Source organism: Paenibacillus taihuensis (assembly GCF_003386535.1).
In the GTDB taxonomy this organism is placed as follows: domain Bacteria; phylum Bacillota; class Bacilli; order Paenibacillales; family Paenibacillaceae; genus Paenibacillus_Z; species Paenibacillus_Z taihuensis.
In genome coordinates this window covers 28,795-51,678 of sequence record NZ_QTTN01000027.1, presented here as the reverse complement: position 1 = coordinate 51,678, position 22,884 = coordinate 28,795, and the positions used below count along the sequence as shown (strand labels likewise).

General features: G+C 42.9%; 23 protein-coding genes and 3 pseudogenes. 20 read left to right on the top strand and 6 right to left on the bottom strand.

All coding sequences use genetic code 11. The features are described 5' to 3' along the window. The first annotated feature begins 676 nt into the window (after positions 1 to 676). The 8 genes from A8990_RS20500 (at position 677) to A8990_RS20460 (ending at position 7,498) form a co-directional block, all read left to right on the top strand. Complete coding sequence (locus A8990_RS20500; protein ID WP_116190914.1) at positions 677 to 2,713, top strand: chemotaxis protein CheA; 2,037 nt, start codon at positions 677 to 679, stop codon at positions 2,711 to 2,713. Positions 2,714 to 2,728: 15 nt separating this feature from the next. Then, complete coding sequence (locus A8990_RS20495; RefSeq protein ID WP_116190913.1) at positions 2,729 to 3,181, top strand: chemotaxis protein CheW; 453 nt, start codon at positions 2,729 to 2,731, stop codon at positions 3,179 to 3,181. A 138-nt stretch (positions 3,182 to 3,319) separates the two neighbouring features. Continuing rightward, on the top strand, positions 3,320 to 3,742 hold the full coding sequence (locus tag A8990_RS20490) for a helix-turn-helix domain-containing protein (RefSeq protein ID WP_181909691.1): 423 nt from the start codon (positions 3,320 to 3,322) through the stop codon (positions 3,740 to 3,742). A 535-nt stretch (positions 3,743 to 4,277) separates the two neighbouring features. Then, positions 4,278 to 4,859, top strand: coding sequence for a TetR/AcrR family transcriptional regulator (locus tag A8990_RS20480; protein WP_116190910.1), 582 nt, complete (start codon positions 4,278 to 4,280; stop codon positions 4,857 to 4,859). A 22-nt stretch (positions 4,860 to 4,881) separates the two neighbouring features. Continuing rightward, on the top strand, positions 4,882 to 5,529 hold the full coding sequence (locus A8990_RS20475; RefSeq protein ID WP_116190909.1) for a DUF2306 domain-containing protein: 648 nt from the start codon (positions 4,882 to 4,884) through the stop codon (positions 5,527 to 5,529). 1 nt (position 5,530) lies between these two features. Continuing rightward, on the top strand, positions 5,531 to 6,151 hold the full coding sequence (locus A8990_RS20470; RefSeq protein ID WP_116190908.1) for a VC0807 family protein: 621 nt from the start codon (positions 5,531 to 5,533) through the stop codon (positions 6,149 to 6,151). Positions 6,152 to 6,164: 13 nt separating this feature from the next. Then, positions 6,165 to 6,665, top strand: a complete 501-nt coding sequence (locus A8990_RS20465) for a GNAT family N-acetyltransferase (RefSeq protein WP_116190907.1) — start codon at positions 6,165 to 6,167, stop codon at positions 6,663 to 6,665. 206 nt (positions 6,666 to 6,871) lie between these two features. Then, positions 6,872 to 7,498, top strand: coding sequence for an O-methyltransferase (locus tag A8990_RS20460; protein WP_116190906.1), 627 nt, complete (start codon positions 6,872 to 6,874; stop codon positions 7,496 to 7,498). A 454-nt stretch (positions 7,499 to 7,952) separates the two neighbouring features. On the opposite strand, the gene A8990_RS20455 is transcribed toward A8990_RS20460, so the two are convergent. Together A8990_RS20455 and A8990_RS32795 are read right to left on the bottom strand one after the other, a co-directional pair. Further along, positions 7,953 to 8,573, bottom strand: a complete 621-nt coding sequence (locus A8990_RS20455; RefSeq protein ID WP_116190905.1) for a VC0807 family protein — start codon at positions 8,571 to 8,573, stop codon at positions 7,953 to 7,955. Further along, positions 8,545 to 9,144 (bottom strand): DUF2306 domain-containing protein, encoded by a 600-nt coding sequence (locus A8990_RS32795; RefSeq protein WP_425463920.1) that lies wholly within the window; start codon positions 9,142 to 9,144, stop codon positions 8,545 to 8,547. Before A8990_RS32795 ends, A8990_RS20455 begins: the two co-directional genes overlap by 29 nt. 276 nt (positions 9,145 to 9,420) lie before the next feature. Here A8990_RS32795 and A8990_RS32790 point away from each other — a divergent pair. The 4 genes and pseudogenes from A8990_RS32790 to A8990_RS20430 all read left to right on the top strand — a co-directional run. Then, a pseudogene (locus A8990_RS32790) lies at positions 9,421 to 9,546 on the top strand (VOC family protein); the annotation flags it as partial. Positions 9,547 to 9,609: 63 nt separating this feature from the next. Further along, on the top strand, positions 9,610 to 9,741 hold the full coding sequence (locus A8990_RS32785; RefSeq protein ID WP_116190903.1) for a transposase: 132 nt from the start codon (positions 9,610 to 9,612) through the stop codon (positions 9,739 to 9,741). A gap of 133 nt (positions 9,742 to 9,874) precedes the next feature. Beyond that, a pseudogene (locus A8990_RS20435) lies at positions 9,875 to 10,579 on the top strand (IS3 family transposase); the annotation flags it as partial. A 278-nt stretch (positions 10,580 to 10,857) separates the two neighbouring features. Further along, positions 10,858 to 11,175, top strand: coding sequence for a YciI family protein (locus A8990_RS20430; protein WP_245996122.1), 318 nt, complete (start codon positions 10,858 to 10,860; stop codon positions 11,173 to 11,175). Positions 11,176 to 11,310: 135 nt separating this feature from the next. On the opposite strand, the gene A8990_RS20425 is transcribed toward A8990_RS20430, so the two are convergent. From A8990_RS20425 to A8990_RS20415, 3 genes are all read right to left on the bottom strand, one after another. Further along, entirely contained in the window at positions 11,311 to 12,588 is a 1,278-nt protein-coding gene (locus A8990_RS20425) for an S-layer homology domain-containing protein (protein ID WP_181909690.1), read from the bottom strand. Between the two features lie 275 nt (positions 12,589 to 12,863). After that, positions 12,864 to 13,223: a DUF3139 domain-containing protein gene (locus A8990_RS20420; protein WP_116190899.1), complete on the bottom strand. Its 360-nt coding sequence runs from the start codon at positions 13,221 to 13,223 to the stop codon at positions 12,864 to 12,866. Positions 13,224 to 13,282: 59 nt separating this feature from the next. Then, positions 13,283 to 14,329, bottom strand: coding sequence for an IS1595 family transposase (locus A8990_RS20415; RefSeq protein WP_116190898.1), 1,047 nt, complete (start codon positions 14,327 to 14,329; stop codon positions 13,283 to 13,285). Positions 14,330 to 14,668: 339 nt separating this feature from the next. Between A8990_RS20415 and A8990_RS32780 the strand changes: the two are divergent. From A8990_RS32780 to A8990_RS20375, 8 genes and pseudogenes are all read left to right on the top strand, one after another. After that, a pseudogene (locus A8990_RS32780) lies at positions 14,669 to 14,963 on the top strand (FAD-binding oxidoreductase); the annotation flags it as partial. A 71-nt stretch (positions 14,964 to 15,034) separates the two neighbouring features. Beyond that, entirely contained in the window at positions 15,035 to 15,790 is a 756-nt protein-coding gene (locus A8990_RS20405; RefSeq protein ID WP_116190897.1) for a DeoR/GlpR family DNA-binding transcription regulator, read from the top strand. A 55-nt stretch (positions 15,791 to 15,845) separates the two neighbouring features. Next, positions 15,846 to 16,208 (top strand): YybH family protein, encoded by a 363-nt coding sequence (locus A8990_RS20400; RefSeq protein WP_116190896.1) that lies wholly within the window; start codon positions 15,846 to 15,848, stop codon positions 16,206 to 16,208. A gap of 566 nt (positions 16,209 to 16,774) precedes the next feature. Then, positions 16,775 to 17,311 carry an RNA polymerase sigma factor gene (locus A8990_RS20395; protein WP_245996121.1) on the top strand — a complete coding sequence of 179 codons (537 nt, stop codon included), beginning with the start codon at positions 16,775 to 16,777 and terminating at the stop codon, positions 17,309 to 17,311. Next, positions 17,308 to 18,060 (top strand): hypothetical protein, encoded by a 753-nt coding sequence (locus A8990_RS20390; protein ID WP_116190894.1) that lies wholly within the window; start codon positions 17,308 to 17,310, stop codon positions 18,058 to 18,060. The genes A8990_RS20395 and A8990_RS20390 overlap by 4 nt, the downstream gene beginning before the upstream one ends. Positions 18,061 to 18,571: 511 nt before the next feature. Then, complete coding sequence (locus tag A8990_RS20385) at positions 18,572 to 19,996, top strand: ABC transporter substrate-binding protein (RefSeq protein WP_116190893.1); 1,425 nt, start codon at positions 18,572 to 18,574, stop codon at positions 19,994 to 19,996. A 95-nt stretch (positions 19,997 to 20,091) separates the two neighbouring features. Further along, positions 20,092 to 21,006 carry a carbohydrate ABC transporter permease gene (locus A8990_RS20380; protein ID WP_245996127.1) on the top strand — a complete coding sequence of 305 codons (915 nt, stop codon included), beginning with the start codon at positions 20,092 to 20,094 and terminating at the stop codon, positions 21,004 to 21,006. Between the two features lie 2 nt (positions 21,007 to 21,008). Continuing rightward, a complete protein-coding gene (locus A8990_RS20375; RefSeq protein WP_116190891.1) occupies positions 21,009 to 21,893 on the top strand; it encodes a carbohydrate ABC transporter permease in 885 nt (294 codons plus the stop codon). Here A8990_RS20375 and A8990_RS20370 read toward each other — a convergent pair. Next, entirely contained in the window at positions 21,883 to 22,809 is a 927-nt protein-coding gene (locus tag A8990_RS20370; protein ID WP_116190890.1) for an AraC family transcriptional regulator, read from the bottom strand. The two genes, A8990_RS20375 and A8990_RS20370, sit on opposite strands and share 11 nt — an antisense overlap. Positions 22,810 to 22,884: the final 75 nt, after the last annotated feature.

Sequence of the window (22,884 nt, the reverse complement as noted above, 5' to 3'; positions counted from 1 at the left end):
GTTTACTGCGATAAGTGTTTTCTCTTACGCGATTGAATTGCTTGCAAATTACAACCAGATATGGGCGAAGACGCATGCTAAGCCCAAGTGACCGGCTCCTAATTTATTTAAAATGAACAAGATAGGGAAGGGCTGCGTGTCATGTCCTATCTAACCCATAATTTAAAAATGGATGTGTAGAAGTGAAGAATGGAGAATCATAATCTTTTATTGGATAGATACTATATTAGTTTAGAATTAGATAGAGCAGGTAGGAAACCCGAAATCATACAGTTTCCTTTGCTTGTTTCAAAGCAGAAGCTTCCTGACATAAAAGACTACACGAATTTAATCAAAGAAGTGACGGGTCTAAATATGCAATGCATTGATTTTATCAAGATGCGCTTTAAACCGAACTTAGGGCAACATACGGATATACGATATGTTTCTATAACTCGAAGACTAAGAGATGAGACATACGGATCCACATTACAGCGATGAACATTTGGTCGCTAAGAGAATTAGGGAAATACCCGTAACTTACTTTCAACGACCGACATATTAGGCCCTGATTCAACTTGAAATGTATGCTTTGGAAATGATCTCTCTGGGGATGGCAGCAGAATTGCATCAATTCAGAGTCGATCTCGGATAATTGAATAGGAAAACCGGGTAAACCAGCAGGAGGTGCTTGGGGTTGGATATGAATCAATATTTGTCCATGTTTATCGATGAATCTAGAGAGCATTTACAATCGATCAATGAGAATCTCCTTCGTTTAGAGGAAAGCCAGGAGGATTTGAGCTTTGTTCAAGCGATATTTCGTTCAGCGCATACGCTGAAGGGAATGTCAGCGACGATGGGGTTTGAAGATATGGCAGCACTTACACACCAGATGGAAAGCGTTCTGGATCTGGTTCGTAACCAGAAGCTCGAGATGAGCGTCTTTATTTTCGATGCACTATTTAGGAGTACAGACTCACTTGAATCTATGGTCCAAGATATTATGCAGGGAGGCACCGGCCGAGCTGATGTCAAAGAAAATGTGACCATATTGAAATCAATTGTATCAGGCGATTATATAAAAGAGAATGCCGATGGAAAGGATAAATCGGGCCATTTGCCTGCTCATATTGATGAGTTCCAGTTCGCGATCATGCATCAATTGATCGAGTCCGGTCATAATGTGTTTCGCGTAGAAGTAGAGCTTGAAGAGAACTGTATTCTTAAGGCAGCAAGAGCGTATATGGTATTCAAGGCGCTTGAGGGCAGTGGGGAAATTGTTAAATCCTCACCGACTGTAGAAGAGATCGAGCAAGAAAGGTTCGATCGAACTTTCTCTGTCTATTATATATCTCAAGTAGAGGAAAGTGAGCTTTGCAGGATTATAGGGAACGTTTCGGAGATCGAATCGGTGAACGTTATTGGATTGACAAGCGATTCGCTCAAAGAATTGATGGTAGGACAGGAAAATACCCAAAACACTATGGTAACTGTTGCGGATACGCAGGTTGTAGAGCAGTCACGTGGTAAAGCGGAGCCATCGGCCAAAGCAGCTCCACCACCAGGGAATGCTTTACCTGCAACACGAACGATTCGCGTGGATATCGAACGTTTGGATGCATTAATGAACCTGTTTAGCGAGTTACTGTTGGATCGTGTGCGTCTGGAACAGCTAGCATCGGAAATTCGTCGGACAGAGCTGACAGAAACAGTAGAGCATATGTCAAGGGTAAGCAACGATTTGCAGAATGTTGTCATGAAGCTGCGTATGGTATCGGTTGATAACGTATTCAATCGTTTTCCACGTATGATTCGGGATGTGGCTAAATCGATCGGTAAGAAGTTGGAGCTGGTTATTACCGGAGCAGATACCGAGATGGACCGTATCATAGTAGATGAGATCGGCGACCCGCTGGTACACATGCTGCGTAACTCGGCTGACCACGGAATTGAACAATTGGCTGCACGGGTGGCAGCGGGTAAGCTGGAAACCGGAACCATTCAGTTGCGTGCGTTTCATAGCGGGAACCAGGTTTTTATCGAAATTGAAGACGATGGCGCGGGGATTAATGGAGAAAAGGTTCTTAATAGGGCCATGCAGCAAGGGCTTGTTACACAAGACCAAGCATCGAGAATGTCAGAGCATGAAATTTACCAGCTTCTCTTTGCTTCAGGTTTCAGCACAGCTGAACAGATTTCTGATCTTTCGGGCAGAGGCGTAGGTCTCGACGTTGTGAAGACCAAAATCGAATCACTTGGCGGTCGTGTACAGGTGGATTCGAAGCGGGGAGAAGGGACGACATTTTCTGTTCAGTTACCACTAACATTAACAATTATTACCGCAATGCTAATTCAGATTGGTCCCGAGAGATATGCGATTCCGCTAACAACTATTGTCGAAACTGCCTGTGTTAGAAAAGACCAATTGCGGTACGTGAGCGGTATGCGGATGATGGAGTTTCGTAAAAATATTATACCTGTAATTTCTCTTCATGATATCTTACAGATCCCGCAAACTGAACTGGAAATTGCGGAAACGATTAAAATTATCGTCGTTCGCAAAGGCGAAAAACTGTTCGCCATCCCGGTTGATGATTTTCTAGGACAGCAAGAGATTGTCCTTAAATCGTTGGGCAAGTACCTGACCAACATAATTGCCATTTCCGGAGCGACGATATTAGGGGATGGACAAGTAGCGCTGATTGTTGACACAAATGCACTAATCAATTAATCCGGAGGGATTTCCATGGATGAAGAATTAAAAGTTATCGTATTTACGCTTGCAGATGAAAAATACGGCATCGAAATTAAGCGGGTTAAAGGTATAGAACGAGTGATGCCTGTCACTCGTGTACCGAATACCTATGATTTTATTAAAGGTGTAATCAATCTGCGGGGCGTGGTCATTCCTGTTATCGACCTGCGAGGAAGATTTGGGCTGCCGGTAGAAGCATATACGCATAACGCCCGGACAATTATTGTAGAAGTAAACGATATCGAAGTAGGTGTTATCGTAGATTCAGCCAACGATGTTGTTGATATCGATATTAATCACATCGAAGATCCTCCTGAAATTATAGGCGGGATAAAAGCAAAGTATTTGAGAGGTATTGCGAAGATGGACGAGAACAGGTTTGTGGTACTTCTTAATTTGGAGAAAGTGCTTAACAATTGCGAGTTGATTCAATTTAATCATTAAGAAGGTGCGATCGAGTAAGATAGATTTAAAATTCGATCTATATAAATGGACTAAAGTTCTTGGCAATCCTTAAGCACATGGAATTGAACCGATTGTCGAATGATAAACAGATCAACAAACGGACGAGTGGGGAGTGCTATGATTAAGAAGCATAACGAATTGGAAGAAGTAACACAAGCAATGAAACAAGTCAAAGAGCGGCGCATGTATGAACGGTATCAAGCCGTCTATTTGCATTTGAAAGGCACATCTATGACGGAGATCGCTGGCATATTAAATCGATGTCGAATGACGGTGAGCAGTTACATTCATGCGTATGAAAGCGGTGGATTAACAGCCTTGCAGCGTAAATACTCTTCTGGCGCTCCTACCCGGTTGACGAAGCAGCAGCAGCAGCAGTTGAAACATATTATCGCAAATTCGATTCCACATGAGGTCGGCTTCACTTCCAAGTACAACTGGACGCTTGAGCTCATTGCTGCTTATGTGGAACGAGAATGGAGCCACCGCTATTCACTCCCAGGGATATCCAAGGTCTTGGAACGATTAGGTCTCAGTTAGCTATTTCCAAAGTATACACTACAATATAAGTGAAGTACGTAACAGGTTTCAAGAATTTCATGATTTAGAATATGAAGGACTGAAGAATGATATAGAATGGCACAATTTAAAGTAAGTGATGTAAATGCAGTTGTTAAGTGGGAGAAGACGTATTCCATGGTAGCAGGAATGAGGCATTTAAACGTGGCCTTGGGTAATCGATCTGCGGGATATGGACCGTTCGAAGCAGGCGAGAATCTACGCCTTACGAAAGGTGATCATCTTGTGTTTGACAGAGAACGGTTCCCACTGCAGCAGGTGGTGTATTTCGATAACCAGGACTTTCGGATGGTGTTCGCAATTCCGCGGGGGATAAAACGCTTCGTCTTTTTGTTTTTATGTATTTATGTATTTATGTTCTAGTATTGCCTTTTACTTAATTTCCCGGAACTTAGAAGGATCTGCAGTGATCTTTACATACCGACGGTCGGTATGGTATATTTCATTGTAATATACCGTCGGTTGGTTTGAGCGACAAGCGAAAGGACGCGGGGGAATGGCAATAAATAGATCAAGCTTTCAAACAATTATGGATGCCGCTGAGGTGCTTATTCAACAGAAGGAATGCACACAGACGACGCTGCGAGATATTATCCGACAAAGTGGAATGTCGAAGGGAGCGATTTATCATTATGTCTCCAGTAAGGACGAATTGTTCGGTCTCTTGCTTAAATCACGAGTCGAACAAATTAATACACGGTTTACCGAGATTGTAGCAAGTCCGAGTACATCGGGCCTAAGCTATCCACTGCAGTTCATCGCCGAAGGCATGATCCGCTCTACGAGTCATGAAGATGTGACGAACAAAATTTTCATTTACTTGCTGAGTCAGATGGACAATGACAAAGTAGAAGCGATCGTCCGGGATATCTACGGCCATACACTTGAGACCTGCACAAGCTGGATCGAAGTTGGTAAGATGCACAAGGTGATTCCCATAGGGACCGATGGATCGAAGATTGCGGAGATGCTTGTCATGTTCATGTACGGCCTGCGTGTGCAAAACACTGTCTTACAGGAGCAGAGACGAATAATGGTACAGGACTTGATTGCATTCATGTCCAAAGCACTAAGTTAAAGAGAGGAAGTGACTCAGGCCTATGTTGAACCGGAAGATTATTTTACCAGTGTTATATGTGCTTGTTTATCTATTTACCTTCTATGTGGTGCTGCAGTATTTAATCTACAAACCAAGTCAAGCGGGAATGGTGTCCGCCAAGCTGAATGATAGCTCGTTTCCTTACGCCATTTGGAAGCTGTTCTTCTACCCTCACATTCTGCTAGGCATAACCGCACTTCTGATTGGAGCTTACCAATTGACGCAGCGAAGCCGCAAAAAAACACCCAGGCACAAAATGCTGGGTAGAATCTATGGAATAGCCATTCTGCTAAATGTGCTTGTTGTCCCGTACATTTCACTTTACGCAACAGGGGGGACGCCGTCGACGGTTGCATTCTTGTTATTGGATGTCCTCTGGCTGGGAACGACGGTTATAGGCATCCGGCACATTAGGAATAAAAGGCTTCGCCAGCATAGGGAATGGATGCTTCGCAGCTATGCCATTACATTCGTATTTGTCACCTTTCGGATTGTTTTGGGGATCATTCAGTTATCCATCGACGCATCGACTAGCTCCACCTTCCCCTTCGCTGTTTACCTATCTATTGCGCTAAACCTTGCATTCACTGAACTATATCTCCATAAATCAAGCCGTAGTAGCCTAAAATCTATTGAAAGAGTGGTTTGAAATGTCACAAAAGATATATGTCATTCTTACGCTTCTGATTAACGGTATTATTCCTTGGGCATTATATACCGTATTATCGAGTCACATGAGCAGCTTGGCTGCGCTGTCCATCGCGACGTTGATCCCACTGCTTGACAACTTATTTCAACTCGTGAAGCACCGCAAGCTGGATGCTTTCGGTGGTCTTATGCTGTTTACGTTCGTGCTTACAATCGCGCTTGTTTTTTTTGGCGGTGACGAGAAACTGTTGCTCATCCGTGAGTCGTTCATTACCGCAAGTGTGGGCTTGGTGTTTCTTGGCTCTTTGTTCTTTAGCCGACCAATCATGTACCATCTGGCAACACGATTTGTAATCGGTAATGATTTTTCGAGTAGCTGGAGCTATGCTTATTTTCGATTTGTAATGCGGCTGATGACGGTTGTGTGGGGTATTATGCTCACGGGGGAAGCTGCTGTTCGTGTATATATGGTTTACCACATGTCCACTGAGAGATATTTGGTCTTCTCTAACTTTGTGCTCTACGGCTTCATTGGTGCTGCAGTGCTGTGGACGATTGTATACCGCCGACACTCCGCAGTTAAGTTCCTCCAAATAAAGAAAAATGGAACACTATACCTTTAGGGAGTGAAATACGATGGAAATCGTCAGGCTGACAAAGCAAGATAGGAAGGACTTGGTGCAGTTGTACCGCGAGATCACGTTGAGTCTAAGCCAAGCGGGCATTCGCCAATGGGACCGATTCTACCCGAATCGATTCGTTATCGAACAGGATTTGAAGAGAGGAACAGTGTACGGCATTAGAGGTGGGCAGCGGATAATTGGAGCTGTTGTTGTGGACAGCCAGCAGAGCGGAAAGTACGCACGTTTAATATGGAACGATCGGACAGGGAAACCTTCATGCATCCATAGGCTAGCAGTACATCCCGATTATCAAGGGCAGGGAATTGGTAAAAGACTGCTTCAGTTCGCCGAGGAACACGCACGGGAGGCAGGCAGCTCCAGTATCAGGCTCGACGTCTTTACAGGGAATCCCGGCGCAGTCGGCATGTATCGACGGGCGGGATACGTTGAGGTGGGCACGATCAAGTTTCCGATGCGCAAGGTTCCTTATCTATGTTTTGAGAAATTGCTTTAAACACCTCCGAGTGTTGAAAGTCTAAGTTGTGGCGCCCAAAATTGTCGATTTGATAATACCAACGTAACTTGAACATACGGTTGGACAATGGCCTTGGGATAGCAAAGACAAAAGAAGTTGCTAATGTAATTGTGTAAACGGAAACGAATAGGTACAAAAAATTTCAAATCTTATGTGGGTTGTATCTAAAGGGAGAGCAAAAGATCATGTCTGTCGAACAATATGTGGAAAGTTTGCTTGGAGAGAATATTGATCTAGAACGTGTTCATCAGACAATTCGCGACAAGGCAATGCCGGAGATTTCCATCGCTGTGGGATACGGTCGTCTGTTGACCATGCTTGTTCGCATGTGCCGCGCAAGTAGTGTACTTGAGATCGGAGCGCTCGGTGGATACAGCGGGATTTGTTTGGCAAAGGGATTGGCTAATGGCGGACGCTTGACGTCATTGGAATTACTTCAGGAATATGCGGATGTTGCTCGTGGCAGCCTAGAAGCGGCAGGCCTTGGAGAACGCGTTGAATACCGTGTAGGAGACGCAAAGAAAAGTTTAGCCGAACTAGCTGAAGAAGGTCGTAGGTTTGACTTCTTCTTCATCGATGCTGATAAGGAGAATTATCCGCTCTATCTGGAGTGGGCAATCAAGCTCGCAAACCCTGGCGCGGTCATCACAGGTGATAACGCGCTGTTACATGGAAAAACGATCGACCCTGACGAGAACGGCACTTCTGTTTTCGCAATGCGCCAGTTCAACCAAGCAATAGTATGCGACGAGCGACTCATCGGCACACTGTTGCCAGCATATGACGGCTTGGCGGTTGCTATTGTTAAGTAGAATTATATCGTTAAAAAGGGGAGGGGGGAGGATGCACCACCAATGCCCCCTTTTGTTTGATGAGCATCAGCATCTAATATCTGATTCTACTTTCTGCAATCTCTAAAAAATCGAAAATCTGATATACATCATTTTCGAGCGAATTTACGACTTCGAAGACTCGTCCTACTTGGAGCGGGACTACGAGACTGCTTACCCAAGTGTCACGCACCGAGCGCAGGCGGATGGACAAGGTATTGAAGCTGAGTAATAGCGAGGGGGGGACGCGATTAACCTTCTACCACTCCCCCAGGCACAACAGCGACGGCATCTATACGGTCATTTAGCCGCTGGGCCTGCTGTTCGCGGGAGATTACTGGTCGGATATCGAGTTCCCATATATCTACTTCAGCAGCGCAGAGTACTAGGCGAGCATCAGCAAGCTCGATATAGTATATGTTAGTGATCCACCACTTTAATGAGCTCTGGCCGAGTCGGCAATCACTGCGGCAAGTTTGCGGGCAGATTTCCGTCGATACCATACCGTCCAAAGAATCAGGAGGCCAATAGCGATGTAGAATAAAAGGCTGGAGACGGCTAGAAACTGGTCGATCGTCAAGCGATAGACAAGGTATATCCGAAGGAGAGATTCCAAGATCAGACCACTTCCCCAGACAAATGTCATCAAACGCATTACATAGCGGAAATAGGGATACTTCGAATTGGAAACAAAACGTTCCGAGGGAACGAATTTGCGTGCGAGATAATACATAAGGGGCTTATGGAACACCAGGGAGCCGAGAAATATAATACCTACGCCACCACTGATAAAGGATTCCCTCATGAGAATTATCCTCTCTCCTCCTCCTGCAAAAGCGAGTCCCAATGTAAGTAGGAAGGTGAACAGCATAAGTGACCCGAAGACATCCACTTTCCTGTGTCTGGCAAAGTGGATGAGATTGTCAACGAGCGGCACAAGTGTTGCGTAGATTAGTGCTTGCGTGCTACCCATATGGGTATGAAGCAGCTCATATACCCCCCAAGGTAGAAGACCGTTCACTGCAATGCTAAACAAAATTTGGGATCTTGTTCCCATTGGCTTTCCTCCTATTACTGCGAATGATCCATTCAGCTGCGGATAAGTTGATAATCCAGCACAGCCAGGATGATATTTGCATTCCGGTTTGTAAATTAAGAGACAGGCCGTAGGTTAACGGCAGCAGGAGTACCCTAAAGGTGACGAATGCAAATGTGACCGAATAACTGCGAAGCATCCACTCGCGGTGTCGGATGAATCTTTTCGAATATACATGCTTCATCGCTACCGACAGGGTTGAAATCCAGAGTATGTCAAGCATTAGGAAGCCTAGCCCCTCAATTGGCCCGCCGGTCGAATTGTATGCCAGATAAGCGCCGGTTAAAGAGCCGATAATAATCGAAACAGCGTACAAGTAGCCGAGAGCCCGATGGAGAGAAGCTGGTTTCTTCGGCTGAAGTCCAACGAATTGGATGGGACCGATTACGAATGCGATACTGCTGGCCGATATGTGAACAATTAGGAATGCGAGCCAGCAATGGTACGCAAATGAAACGGAGTCTAACTTAGCTTGTACGATTCCTGCCCCACGAGCTCCGACGATAACATATTGAACAACAATGTAAACCATGAAAATTATAATCGCAGCAACAAGCAGCGACCAATACAACCTTTTTTTAAACAAAGCCACAAAGCCCCACCCTTTTGGTCGAACAGAGTAATATCAATTGATATTATTGCTTATTAATTGAAGGAATATGTATTTATTTCTCAACTTCCAGTTTTTGATGTTGCGACTCGTTACTTGGATAACTATTTATTTTGCCATCGTGTCAGAAACCCAATTCATTACGATACAATCGTTTAAAGCGGACTAATGATGAAGTGATAAAAGCAACAAGGAAAGGTGAATCATTTTGGATTTCTACATCATATCGAGATTTACGTATCAGACCTCAAATATTCGGCTGAGTTTTGGGGGTGGTTTCTGTCGGAGCTTGGTTATACGCCATATCAGCAATGGGAAGAGGGTTGACCCTGCCCCGAATAGATAGACACATAGAAAACCTCTATAATATACGTGGAGGGATTTACTATGGGACAGAGGAAGAAATTCGATAAGGCGTTTAAAGAGCAGGTTGTGTTGCGAATCTTAGCCGAGGAATCAACGGTAGCGGATGCAGCTAAGGAACTGGATGTACATTACACCACAGTCCGTGACTGGTGAAATTTTATAAGCGTGATGGAGACAGTTCGTTTCCAGGCAGTGGTCATCTTAAAGCTGAAGATGATGAAATACGTAAGCTTCGCAAGCAATTGGCGGATTTGAAAGAAGAGAATGATATCCTAAAAAAGGCGGCAGCCTACTTCGCGAAAAATCAGAAATAATGAGGTTCAAGTTTATCTTTGAACACCGCTTCGAGTTTCGGATTGCGAAGATGTGCCAGGCCCTTAGCGTCTCAAGAAGCGGCTATTATGCTCATATCAAGCGACCTGAAAGTAAACGCAGCAAAGCGAATCGTGAGCTGCTTCATACGATAAAAGACATTTACTCGAATAGTCGTGGCATCTATGGAGCACCGCAGATTACTAAGAACCTGCCATCAGAGAAGAAGGCGAGTCGCGGCCGCGTTGCCCGATTAATGCGAGCAAACGGGATCCGATCGAAAGTGGTTAAAAAATATAAAGCAACAACCCATTCAAGTCACAATCTACCGGTTGCAGATAACATTGTGAACCAGAACTTTACAACGAGCAAACCCAATGAGAAATGGCTGAGTGACATTACGTATATTCCAACAGCTGAAGGATGGCTATATCTCGCTGGAGTACTGGATTTACACGGTCGAAAACTCGTAGGCTGGGCGATGGATGGTCGTATGAAAACAGAGCTTGTCTGCGCTGCTCTAAAGCAAGCAATTGGCCGCACCGGTGCATCCAAAGGACTTATTGTACATTCTGATCGTGGCGTCCAATACGCCAGCAAAGGCTACCAGAAGCTCCTAAAGAAGCACGAGTTTATCTGCAGCATGAGTCGAAAAGGCAACTGCTATGACAACTCTTAATTATTATGCTCTGTTTTTCGAAGACCCCGACCGAATAAAAGTCGAATTAGTTGCTCCTTAAAGTGTGTCTACGCACTTCACATTATATCAGATAGCAACAATATTCAAGAAAACATCCTTAATTCAACACTAGCTCCCAAGGGACTTAACGATATTGAACAAGCCCGGATATCTAGTTAAAGCTGACATGAAACTAGATAACCACTTAGACGGTAATTTAGCAAACATTAAAGCAGTAATATCGCAATGTAAATATAAAACTATAGGGAGGGAAAGCTGTGCAATTTTTTGTTCATCTTTCAAATAAACAACGCCACTTAATGACGGAAGGTTTGGTGCGAGATCATGTTGAATATTTAAGGAAGCTAAAAGAAAAAGATGTTCTACCGTTTTGTGGTCCTTGTAAAGATGGTACAGCCATAATGATTCTCAGTTGTGGAAACTTAGAAGAAGCTTCTCTATATGTGGAAGAAGACCCCTTCTCAAAAGCAGGCTACTATGAAACAAGGAGCATAGTGGAAGTGGAAGAAGCGAACGCTGCTAATAACTTTCACTTGGATAAAGTTGTCGATTATTTAACCACTCGTACAGTATAAAGAGCGACAAACAGCCGACATCAAGAAACATGATGTCGGCTGTTTGTCGCTGTAGCTCTCGTCCATGGCTGTCGTCGGTTCAATTTCTATTGTTACTTTTCACAAGACAAAGGATTCTTGCAATGGTTATACCAATTACTCTGCAGCATCTATCAATTGAAGGCGGTACGTATAGTTTTTCCCGATGTCTACGCGATTGCTAAAGGTATCTGTAGGATGCATAACGATCTGTCCCTGAAGCTGTCCAGGCTGCGGCTTTTGCACCGAATATTGGATCATCACTACATCATTCGGTTCGAAGGAGATTCCCTTGATTTTCACGGCATATCCTGTAGTTGGTTGTTCCCCCATATCAGCAAAAATGGTAAGATCATCCTGCTTATGCACCATGGTAAACGTGACGCCATTTTCCGTCAATACGATGTCAGTATCCTTCTGATTAGCTTCGAAATTAAAGCGAACATTCGCTCCGGTTCCCGTTTTTATGGAATAGTTGCTTACAACTTCCCCAACATCATTACGATTGGGGTTTGGTTCCGTAATGGTGTAGGACACAGTGATGATGTTACCTTGAATTTTGTGTCCCGTGATGGCGATGCTATATCCATCAATCGGCAACTTATCCAACGTGCCCGTGATCGTATAACCGTTGGTAGTTTTATTGACCTCGAACGTGGCTTCTCCCTCTTTGTATGTCTTATGCGACAACAGGTCAAGATATTTGGAATTCGCAACGTACAGCAATTCAGCTGCCTCTGCTCGGGTCATTTGCCCTTTAAAATCAAACACCTTATGATTCGCGTTATCCAATTTGCCGTTTACCAGTCCCAAATGCGTCAAATAAAGAGCAGCATTGCTTCCTGCTAGTGATGCCTCAGATACATCAGCATAAGGATAATCCTTGATTACGTCGCCTCGGAGATTAAGATCGCTTCCCGATGCATCTGAAAAATATTTGGAAAGGATAATGACTGCTTCTTCCCGCGCGATCGGTTCATTAGGGTTAAACTTTACGGAGGTATCGATGAATCCTCGGTCAAAAGCATCAACTACGGAACCATAGAACCAGTCTGTTTTTTGAACATCTTCATAAGGCTCTGTCGGCTCGGCTACATGTTGTCTCGGCGTTAAGGCACCAGACTTATATCCAAGCTCAATGACCATTTGAATAAACTGTGCTTTGGTCACTTTCTGAAGGGGGGCAAAATGGTTAGCATCAATTCCATGAATGATCCCCAGACTTTGAAGGGCATACACGGCATTGGAAGCCCAATGCTTGTCACTGACATCCACAAAGGAATGATTTGGTGCGACGATAGGCCCAGCAATTAACTTATCAGATGCAATTGCACTTGTGGCCGTCGCCGTGAAGATCGTCATGGCGATCATGGAACTAATCAATGGTTTATTCATAAATATCATCTCTCCTTTTTCTCAGTATTAAAGACGAGGAAGGAGGGAGAATGGTTACAGTTGTTTCTAAATATATTTAAGGAGATATGACAGTAAGTACATTTATTGAGATGACATGTGGATATATTCATCCTCATTAAGAAAATAGATTCATTTTATTTTTTGTTTAGGCTATGTTAAATCTCAATGTTGATTATTAGCCAAAAAATAAACGCCCCCTAAAAGGCGGTTTAATAAGTTATCGTAATTCGTTAGGTGGATGACGTAATAAAAAATTACTCAGCGTGTTTAAAATTTTTATCATCCTTACCTTCCATAGGAGCAACGCCATTTTGAGTTATATCTTTGTTTTCTGATTTATAGTTATATTTATAACCATAAATTACGTTAGGCTCATCGTTAAAAACTACATTAATGGCGTAAGGACCTCCGAACTTGCCTTCTCCTGATTTATAATATTTAACTTCGATATTAAACTCATTTTCTTTGTAGCCTTTTGAAACAAGATGAGCGACCACTTTCTGTTTAACCGATTCTTCAGATTCTGGTGGTCCTGAAAATATATTGCAACCAGTTGAAAGAATACTCATTACCAAGATGATAATTAGCAAAGCAGCTTTTCTCTTAAGTATCATGCATATCTTCTCCCCTAAACATTTTTTTCAGTAAGGGCATGAACACACCTGCCGTTACCTTAACAAGAATAAGCAGAAATCCGAAGTTTGGCGTTCGTATCGGTCACAGTAAACAGGCACGATTTGACCAACATATTTTTCTTATTCGATGCGGTATTCTCATATTCCTTGCTGTCTAAGTAACGAAACCAAGCCAAATAATGTTGCAAATATTTAGTTGCAACACCATTAAAGCGATCCATCCATTTCTTCAAGCGGCTGTGGTAGCTGTTTGCGTTTTGGATATGGTACACGCCTTTTACACGTTGCTTTCCGTCGGACTTGAATCGGTAATGAGCCAAGCCTTTTGAATTGGCATAGGAGCTAAATGCCCTCCACGAATCAGTGCATAGCACGTTTGAGTCGGACAAATGACCGCCGATCGCTTCATCCAATTTCGTTGTACGAATTCGCCCACGTCCAAGAACGCCAGAGTACGTCATTTTCTGACGGTCACGTGCAACAAGTACGCACACTTGATCGTGGCTTATACCACGATATTTAGCTTTGCCTCCACGTTTACGTGGCTTGCGTTCGGCGATATTTCGCTTGCCCTTTTCTGAGTACAGAAAGTAAGTCTCATCCATCTCAACAATATCTTGAAATGCTTCGGTTGGAATCTGTTTTAGAGCAGAGAGAATCTTATGCCGCCAGTAAAACAAGGTGACATGCGTGACTTCACAGTTTAACTTCTCTGCACATTTTCTCAGAGAATATCCTTCAATCATGCATTCAATAAAACGAACCCAAATATGAGGTCTCCTCGTTCGTTGCAGAGGGGTATTTGTAAGGTCATTGAACGTTTGAAGACAGGACTTACAACGGTAACGTTGACGTTTAACCTCTCCAGTACGTGTTTTTACAGCGTACTTTCCAAATCGCACGACAGAATGGGTTTTGCAATTCGGGCAAACAAGTCCGTCTTTATGCTTCTGCTCATGGATTTCATCAATCGCTCGAACTGGAACCGAAACTCCCTTGGCTCGTGACTGCAAAAAGTAGATAAGCTCTCTCTTACCATTATCGTCCAACGTATCAGCAAGCTTTTTCAATTCATTTAACTCCATGGGTAAATATCTCCGAACAGTGTTATTACCCTCATTATAGAACATTCGTTCGTAATTATCAAATATCAACAACAAAGATAAACAAAGCCTTTGTTTAAAACAAACAAAGTTGTGCTTCCTTGAATCTATTTATCTAATATAATTCGTTCTATTAGACAAATAACTAACAATGAGGGGGGCATACTCAACTTATCCATTGTACATCAGCTTCAAAGCATAGGTGGCGAGAAATACTATAAAGTTGATACGGGGTCACGCGTATCTAATTCCTATGACGAAACACCGATGCTGCAAAGCTTGCCGAATGGAGTAATCTAGAATCGAATCCTGTAGGTTGATCTTCGCGATCTTAAATATGGAACAACGAAGGACTACGTTATTGGTCTTGAGGTGTTGTTTTGCCCAATGGCGAAATAATCAGGAACGGTGGTAAATTGATGGAAGATGTTGCAGGTTACGACGTTACAAAACTTCTAGTCGGATCTGAAGGTACGCTTGCGATAATAACCGAAACCACCTTGAAGCTCATTCCCCCGCCACAAAGTGAAAATCGATACTTGTAATATATAAGGACATTTACGGTGCAGCAAGAACCGTATCAAAAATTATAGAATCAAAATGTGTTAAACGAACAAATATTCTGTCTATTGATCTCAAAATAATCCCAACTTATAATGTAAGCTATGAACTGATTGGAGGACGGATATGTCATCTGCGAGTACGAAACGTCAAAGGCAAATTATTAGGCTATTGCAAAGGGATGGAGAAGTAAAGATTACAGAAATGAAAGATTTGTTTTCTGTCACTGATATGACGTTAAGACGAGATCTGGAGAAGCTCGAGCAAAGTGGGGTATTGATTCGCACATACGGTGGTGCAGTTCTTAATAACAAAGATACAGCACTTGCGGAGCGTTCACGCCTCAGGATGGCTGAGAAAGAACTGATTGGACAAACTGCGGCAAAGCTTATATTGCCAGGGGAATCCATCTTTATTGATAGTGGTTCCACGACTCTTCAGATCGCACGTTCATTGCCTGAGGAAGCGTCTATTACGGTCGTCACAAATGCAATTCACGTTGCTGCTGCATTAGGGGAAAAGAAAATTCCCACAGTTGTTATCGGAGGTGTACTTCTGGGTAAAACTAATGCAATGGCTGGGACTTCGGCTATAGAGTCAATTTCTAAACTAGCCTTCGATAAGGTGTTTCTAGGAACGACCGGTGTTAGTTTTCAACATGGATTTAGTAATTCAAACATGCTTGAAGCTGACATAAAGCGTATTGCGATCCAGAAGGCAAAGGATGCCTTTATTGTGATGGACCATACCAAATTTGGTGAAAATGCATTGTTCTCTTTTTCTACGCTTAATGAGGTTTCTGCAATTATTACAGACCTGCGGCCTTCAGAGGATTGGGAATCTGCATTGCATGCTGCAGCAACGGATATTTTAATAGTTTAGTGGTTGTTTCAGGCCCCCATAGTAATTATCAGGGGCATTATAAGGAGGGTATGAATTGAACCATTTGGAAGCACTTAGTCAATATATCAAAGCAACAAACACTCATGATTTTGAAAATGTAAGAAAAGTACTTCATCCCGAAGCCATTTATTGGTTTACAGGTAAAAGATGTACCAATATGGACGAAATACAATATTATTTTGAAAACGCATGGCGAATGATAAAAGATGAGGTGTATTCGATTAATAATGTCCAATGGTTAACAATAGATAATAATTCCGCATCATGTCTTTACAACTATGAATATAAAGGTTATTTGGAAGGGGAATTTGTACAAGGTAGGGGTAGAGCCACAAATGTATTTATTAAGGACAATGAGGGAAACTGGAAGCTAATACACGAGCATTTAAGCAATTGAGATGAGTGTTAAGCCAATATTGTAAAGAATATTAGGTGATTTAAGTTTGTTTTATGTCTAACGATATACTCTTACTGGAATATTATCAATAGCCTTATATTCACTATGCCATAGGAAGAATGAATAAAAGCTGCCGATCAATTCGGCAGCTTTTATTCCGCTTCTTGGTAAAACCTTGAAAATTGTTGCATGCTTACCATCTTGGTTTCGTTTTGGGATGTAATCTAAAATATTTATAGAAAAAGGGTTGTTTTTTCTTCTCAGTCAATAGTTTCTTAGCAGTATCCAGTACTTTTTTCGATCTTTCCTTTTCAGGGTTATAAGCAGTTTTATTAACTACCATTTCGCACTCTCCAATTCCGTGTGAAAAGAACTATTGCACATGAAAAATACTATGCGATACAAAAAAAACTAGGATTATAGTATCACAAAATAGATTATTTTGTCGAATTGTGTGGAAAGCTCAGTGGAGGCCTTGATAAATCAAAATTGACAGGTTAAAAATGAACCTTTTTTCCATTGGAAGTGTATACAGGGCGAAGACGATTAAGAGAGGAGAGAGAGGCTTGAATCAAGAACTCGACAAAGAACGTGCAGAGGAGCTCTTTAACAGCTACTCCGCGTACATCTTTCGCGTTGCCCTATTATTAACTGGATCAGCGGCTTTAGCAGATGATGTGACGCAAGAGACCTTTTTAAAGGTATTCAAACATTTTCACACCTATGATCAAATGAAGCCCATAGAGCCATGGATTCATCGCATAGCCATTAATACGGCTCGTAATTTATTACGAAAGCAAAGGTGGTTATCATTCGTTGGTATTCATCCCGATGGAGCACAAGAAGAGAGTTTAGAAGTCTCAGTTATTCAGGAAGCTGAAAATAAGGAACTATGGAAGGAAGTTGGTCAGCTACCTCTAAAGAGCAGAGAAGTAATCATTATGCATTTCTATTCTGGATTGAAGCTCAGAGAAATTGCAGATTCACTTCAAATTCCTTTAGGAACATGTAAATCACGACTTCATTCGGCATTATCATCACTCCGTAAGCAATTGCCTGAGAACGAAATGTTTCGTAGTCCAATAGGAGGGGAAATGTTATGAAAGCCAAATCAGATTTTGTAGATGCATTAGATAATCTAAAACCTTCGGTTACGTTCGACCAGGTCTGGGGAGTTCATACGAACCGTTTTTTGAATAAACGGAAGAAAAAAAGTGCCGGCAGATTCTACATGACTTGGATTACGTCCGGAGTCGCAGGTATGCTGATTCTTACTTTACTTCTTAGCCCTTCGGTCAGAGCCTCGATCAACACGTTTATTGATACCCACATTGTTAATAGTGAATCTGATGCTGTGGTATATGAAGGTTGGGCTAGTTCAAGAAAATGGGATACAGCAACAAGTTATTCATCCCTTCATGATGCTGAGCAGGCAGTTGGTCAAAAGCTTCCTTTTCCACTAAAAGTTTTAAAAGGCGAACCTACGGCTATGAGACGTGAAATGAGTGTTACCACGGAAAAGGGAGATGTGGTTGGGTATTATTACTCAATAAGAACAAGTAATCGGATGGTATCAATCACGGCCAACTATAGGTCTACAACAAGTCCACATTTTAACTTTAATACTACCGATGCAGTTTCAGATAAGGTGGTTTATGTAAACGGAGTTCCAGTCCATCTTATATCTGTAAAGGAGTTCGATGGGTACTGGATTTATATCTTTCATGGAGAGTGGAAGATTGTCATCGAAGGATTCAATATGGATAACTCGGAAAACGCTGGAAAGATACCGCTCATACATCATTTCACTGAAAGAGAAGCATTGAGTATTGTTAAATCAATTCAGTGGTAAGTCTCATCAACATGCAAGATTACAAACGTCTCCCTGATAACGGGGAGACGTTTGCATTTTACAGAGGGCCATAAAACAGGGAGCACTAAATGGCCTGAATATGTTCTTCAATAAGATGCATACTACAGATTGAGCAATAGGGTTGTACGATTTTCGAGAAACAGTTTGCTGTATAGGATCATTCTTGAAGCCCCTTTTATATAAAGAAAGGACTTTTTCAAACACCATTCAATAAATAATGCGTTTAAGAAGTACAAATATTCATGTCCGAAATCGTAAAATGTCCGAATTTTATGTTCATTAAGAAGTTTTAATTTGTTTAAAACGAACACAATTTAGTGGTTGCAACGTTTTTTTGAATTGTGACGGAAATTAAAAGACATTTTTTGATGTCCATTTCTTAAAGGCTTTTAAAGAAGTTAAATTTTATACTAATCATGTAAGCGATTTCTTGGCACTACTAACGAGGAAGCGCTTCATGATTTAAATCGATTGTGGGAGGTCAAATTTAATGAAGAAAAGTTTCCTGATCGTATTAACGCTCATTCTGTCTATCTCATTGGCGGCATGCAGCGGCAACAAGAATGGTAACGCAAGTAACACCGGAGGTAACACAAGCAATAATAATTCGGAAGGAGAAGTAAAGCAAGAACCCGTAACCATTACGGTAAGCGGCTATCCGGCAGAAACGGATAAAACCGGTAGAGCGAATTTCGATGCACGGATTAAAGCTTTCCAAGAAAAATATCCGAATGTAACAGTAAAACCAGACACATGGCAGTACAATGCGCAGGAGTTTGCGGTTAAGATGGCGGGCAATAGCGCTCCGGACGTTATCGGCGTATTTGCTTCCGAGGGTCGTATCGTCGCGGAACGCGGCTGGGCAGCTGATCTAACAGAGTTGATCCGTAACTGGCAATACAGTGATCAGTATTCGGATGATGCTTTCAAGCTATTCGAATTCAACGGCAAACGTTATGGCTTCCCTAAAGGCAGCTATGTAATGAACATCATGTATAACAAAGCGCTGTTTGACAAAGCTGGCGTACCTTATCCAAAAGCAGGCTGGACGTGGGATCAATTTATCGATACAGCTAAGAAACTTACAAATCGTGAGAAGGGCATATCAGGCTTTGGCACGACAGGCAAAGGCGGAGCAGCCGCTTGGATCTGGTCCAACTTCTTGTACCAGGCAGGCGGAGAAGTCGAGAAATTTGAAGGGAAAAATGTAAAAGCGGCATTCGATTCTGATGCTGGTGTAAAAGCACTCCAATTCTACAAAGATTTGCGCTGGAAATATGATGTCCTTAACCCGAATGCGCTTGCGGACGGGGCTGACATTAATACAGACTTTGGTAACGGCAAAATTGCTATGATTACGCATGGTGATTGGGTTGTTTCCATGATGATGAATCAATTCAAAATGAAGCCTGATCAAGTTGGCATCGTGCCAATGCCAGTTGGACCAAGCGGCAAGAGCCAGGCTGTTCAAGGCGGAAGTTTTGAAATCATTAACGCAAATGTAACAGATAAAGATAAACTTCAAGCCGCATTTGACTGGATAACATTCCTGGAGACGAAAGATGAAGCTGTCAAGAACGAGCAAGAGCGCTTGGCTGAACTAAAGTCTAAAGGAGAAGTATGGGCTCATGTAATGATGAGACCTTACAAAGAAAATTCCGAAATTTACAAGGGTCTGAAAGAAATTTGGGATGCGAATCCCGGCACATTCGTACAATGGCCAACAGAGCTGTATAACCAGCTTTACGCATCCGGCCACCCTGAGCCTCCTGTTGAGGCTCAAGCATGGTACACAGATGTAGCAAGCGTGATCGAATTCGTATTGTCTAACAAGAACGCAAACCCTGAAGAGCTGATGAAGAAAGTTGCGAATGATTTCCAAACACAAGTGCTTGACCCATACAACAGTAAATAATACAAGCTATACTGGATAGCCGTAAGCTAGAAGCCCCGGGGTGCGCAGCAAACCGGGCTTCTAGCTATTAACGGGGAGGAGTGATTAGAGTGGAGATGCGACCAAGCGCGCCCTACGACACGGTTGGACCGTTCAAGAGACGTTTACAACGATCTAGAAAAAAAATTTTAGCCCTGCTGTTTCTAATTCCGGCTGTGGCGATTTTCGGCATTTTCCTTTGGTATCCTATTTATCTGGGAATAAAGATCGGGTTTGTGAATTACGACTTGGTGAAGGATCCTGTATTCGTGGGGATGGACAATTATAAGACAGTTTTAAATGATCCTCTGTTAGGCAAGGCGATTTGGAATACTACAAAATACATGGCATACGGTTTGGTTATTGGTTACTTCCTGCCTATTCTTGTCGCAGTATGGATTGCGGAGATGAGACGGTACCAGAATTTCTTTCGAATGGCGGTTTATATTCCGGCTGTTTTGCCAGGTATCGCAATCTATACCCTTTGGAGATGGATGTATGAGCCACAAGGTCTGCTGAATACTTGGCTTGGTTATATCGGGATTCACGGCATTCCATGGATCACAAGCGGGACATGGTCGATGTTCTCAATGGTGCTTATGGATACCTGGGCCGGTTTTGGTTCGACGGCGATTTTATATATAGCTGCTCTTGGCGCCATATCGGAGGAAACGTATGAAGCTGCTGAGATTGATGGAGCAGGGGTGTGGAAACGTATATTTCATATTACGATTCCAGGTATGAAGAACGTGATGCTCGTGCTGCTTGTCCTGCAATTAATAGGTTCAGCGCAAGCCTTTCAAAGCATGTTTGTTGTCACGGAAGGCGGTCCGAACAACTCGACTCTGACTGTTCTTTATCTCATCTACCGCTACGCATTCGTTTACTTTAAATTTGGACCTGCTGCAGCGCTTGGAACCTTGTTCTTTATTACGTTAGCCTCGCTGTCCGCTATCTATATGCTGCTTAACCGTAAACAGGAGGGATTGTAAAGATGCGCGGACGTTCCATCATATCCGATTTCGACATGAAGAGACCAGCAGTCAAGCTAGGATATGTCTTGTCTGTGTTAAGCTTGGTTGCGGTTGCAATATTCATGATATATCCATTACTCTGGGTTGTTCTTAATGGGTTCAAGACGGAGAAAGAAGCACTTCAGTTTCCGCCTGCTCTACTGCCGTCCGAGTGGCATTTTTCCTATTATATAGAGGCATGGACAAGTCTTAACTTTGCGAAGTACATGGGGAATACTCTATTGCTCTTCAGTGGCTTTATGATCATCAAAATCATTATCATAACGCTGGCTGCTTATTCGTTGGCGGTATTGCAGGTTCCTCTCAAGAAAGGTTTTATTTTGTATTTCCTTGCTACGCTTATGGTACCGGGCATGGTGCTAATGATTCCGAACTATTTGACGCTTCAAAGCCTTCCGATATTGGGCACGAACCTGCTTGGTACGTATTGGGCATATTGGCTGCCAGGAGCTGCCGATGGGTTTGGATTATTTTTGTTATACAGCTTCTTCCTCGGCATACCTAAAGATTTGTTCGAAGCTGCGAGAATCGACGGCGCTTCGGAGTTCAGGGTTTATTGGCAGATTATGCTTCCTCTGACGAAGCCGGTAATTGCTACGCTGATCATCTTTGGCTTTACTTACGTTTGGAAAGATTTCTTCTGGCCCCTTCTGATTCTAAAGAACGAGAACTGGCCGATTGCCACTGCAGTTTACAGTGCAATTTATAAAACAAATATGGGGCGCGTCGGGGTGAATGTTCAGTTCGGGATCCTGACCTTAATCACGATCCCGCCGATGGCTTTATTCCTGTTCTTCCAGCGTTACATTATTCAAGGTATTACGTTCAGTGGGATTAAGGGTTAACGTTGCATTTCTGCAAGACGCAGTTCTTGCGGTGCTGATTCGGGCTGATGCCAAAATGTTTCTTGAACAAGGTATTTAGGTAACTGCCATTGGTAATGCCGCATTCCTGTGCAATCTGTTCAAGTGATTCATCGCTCACTTCAAGTAATTGCCTGGCGCGATTTAGCCGTAGTGCCATCAAATATTCATGGACAGTCCGACCGGTAATCGTTTTAAATACCCTGCCCAAGTGTCTGGGACTGAAGTGAATGGAAGCTGCTGCCTCTTCTAGAGTAATCTGGTTCTGATAATTATCTTCGAGAAACAATATGCAGTGGCGCACGATTGAGTGGTCGGAATGATTCATCGGCAGCTCAATAGGTTCATTTGGTTTATCTCCATGCAAGTTGCGTACGGCGGCTATGAACAGTTCCATCATTCGCTGTTTGATCGCCATAAGATAGCCGATTCGCTTTTCTTGTATTTCTCTCAGCACGCCAAAAAAAATACCGATGCATCCGTTGGTGTCGACATGGTTACTTCCGTTAGGACGGTTCAAAAGTTTCAGGATTCGCTCGGCTTCCTCCAGCTCATGTTTTGGCGCGCTGGCATTCAAGCGAATCTGGCACTGTAAGGAGCATTCGTCCATAGGATCATGCTCGTCCGTTTTTTGAGAATGATAGACATGTGGACCGGTCAAGTAACATTGGTTCTTCGTTACGGTAAACGTCTTGTCTTCGAGCGTGACATACCCTTTGCCTGTGGATATGAAATGGAATTCGTAGGATGAATGCTGGTGATTGGGTACGACCCAGTAAGGCCCGGGAGGCACATATTCAAAGTTGATGATATCGATATGCAAAGCCCCCAGTTCAAACGCGAGCGGACAACGTTGAATTTCTTTGGACAATTGGTGATAGCTTCTAGATTCCGTCATACGATTGCCACCTTTTTAAATATTTTAACATTTGTCTATAGGCTAATTCTATTCGCAACAAGTGCACAGATCAAC

Bases quoted from the DNA above. Each gene is read 5' to 3' on its own strand.
- A8990_RS20460 (WP_116190906.1), top strand. From the start codon at position 6,872: ATGTCTGTCGAACAATATGTGGAAAGTTTGCTTGGAGAGAATATTGAT.
- A8990_RS20405 (WP_116190897.1), top strand. From the start codon at position 15,035: ATGTCATCTGCGAGTACGAAACGTCAAAGGCAAATTATTAGGCTATTG.
- A8990_RS20475 (WP_116190909.1), top strand. From the start codon at position 4,882: ATGTTGAACCGGAAGATTATTTTACCAGTGTTATATGTGCTTGTTTAT.
- A8990_RS32785 (WP_116190903.1), top strand. From the start codon at position 9,610: ATGGGACAGAGGAAGAAATTCGATAAGGCGTTTAAAGAGCAGGTTGTG.
- A8990_RS20480 (WP_116190910.1), top strand. From the start codon at position 4,278: ATGGCAATAAATAGATCAAGCTTTCAAACAATTATGGATGCCGCTGAG.
- A8990_RS20390 (WP_116190894.1), top strand. From the start codon at position 17,308: ATGAAAGCCAAATCAGATTTTGTAGATGCATTAGATAATCTAAAACCT.
- A8990_RS20465 (WP_116190907.1), top strand. From the start codon at position 6,165: ATGGAAATCGTCAGGCTGACAAAGCAAGATAGGAAGGACTTGGTGCAG.
- A8990_RS20380 (WP_245996127.1), top strand. From the start codon at position 20,092: ATGCGACCAAGCGCGCCCTACGACACGGTTGGACCGTTCAAGAGACGT.
- A8990_RS32795 (WP_425463920.1), bottom strand. From the start codon at position 9,144: ATGGTTTACATTGTTGTTCAATATGTTATCGTCGGAGCTCGTGGGGCA.
- A8990_RS20470 (WP_116190908.1), top strand. From the start codon at position 5,531: ATGTCACAAAAGATATATGTCATTCTTACGCTTCTGATTAACGGTATT.
- A8990_RS20375 (WP_116190891.1), top strand. From the start codon at position 21,009: ATGCGCGGACGTTCCATCATATCCGATTTCGACATGAAGAGACCAGCA.
- A8990_RS20370 (WP_116190890.1), bottom strand. From the start codon at position 22,809: ATGACGGAATCTAGAAGCTATCACCAATTGTCCAAAGAAATTCAACGT.
- A8990_RS20455 (WP_116190905.1), bottom strand. From the start codon at position 8,573: ATGGGAACAAGATCCCAAATTTTGTTTAGCATTGCAGTGAACGGTCTT.
- A8990_RS20425 (WP_181909690.1), bottom strand. From the start codon at position 12,588: ATGAATAAACCATTGATTAGTTCCATGATCGCCATGACGATCTTCACG.
- A8990_RS20385 (WP_116190893.1), top strand. From the start codon at position 18,572: ATGAAGAAAAGTTTCCTGATCGTATTAACGCTCATTCTGTCTATCTCA.
- A8990_RS20495 (WP_116190913.1), top strand. From the start codon at position 2,729: ATGGATGAAGAATTAAAAGTTATCGTATTTACGCTTGCAGATGAAAAA.
- A8990_RS20490 (WP_181909691.1), top strand. From the start codon at position 3,320: ATGATTAAGAAGCATAACGAATTGGAAGAAGTAACACAAGCAATGAAA.
- A8990_RS20420 (WP_116190899.1), bottom strand. From the start codon at position 13,223: ATGATACTTAAGAGAAAAGCTGCTTTGCTAATTATCATCTTGGTAATG.
- A8990_RS20415 (WP_116190898.1), bottom strand. From the start codon at position 14,329: ATGGAGTTAAATGAATTGAAAAAGCTTGCTGATACGTTGGACGATAAT.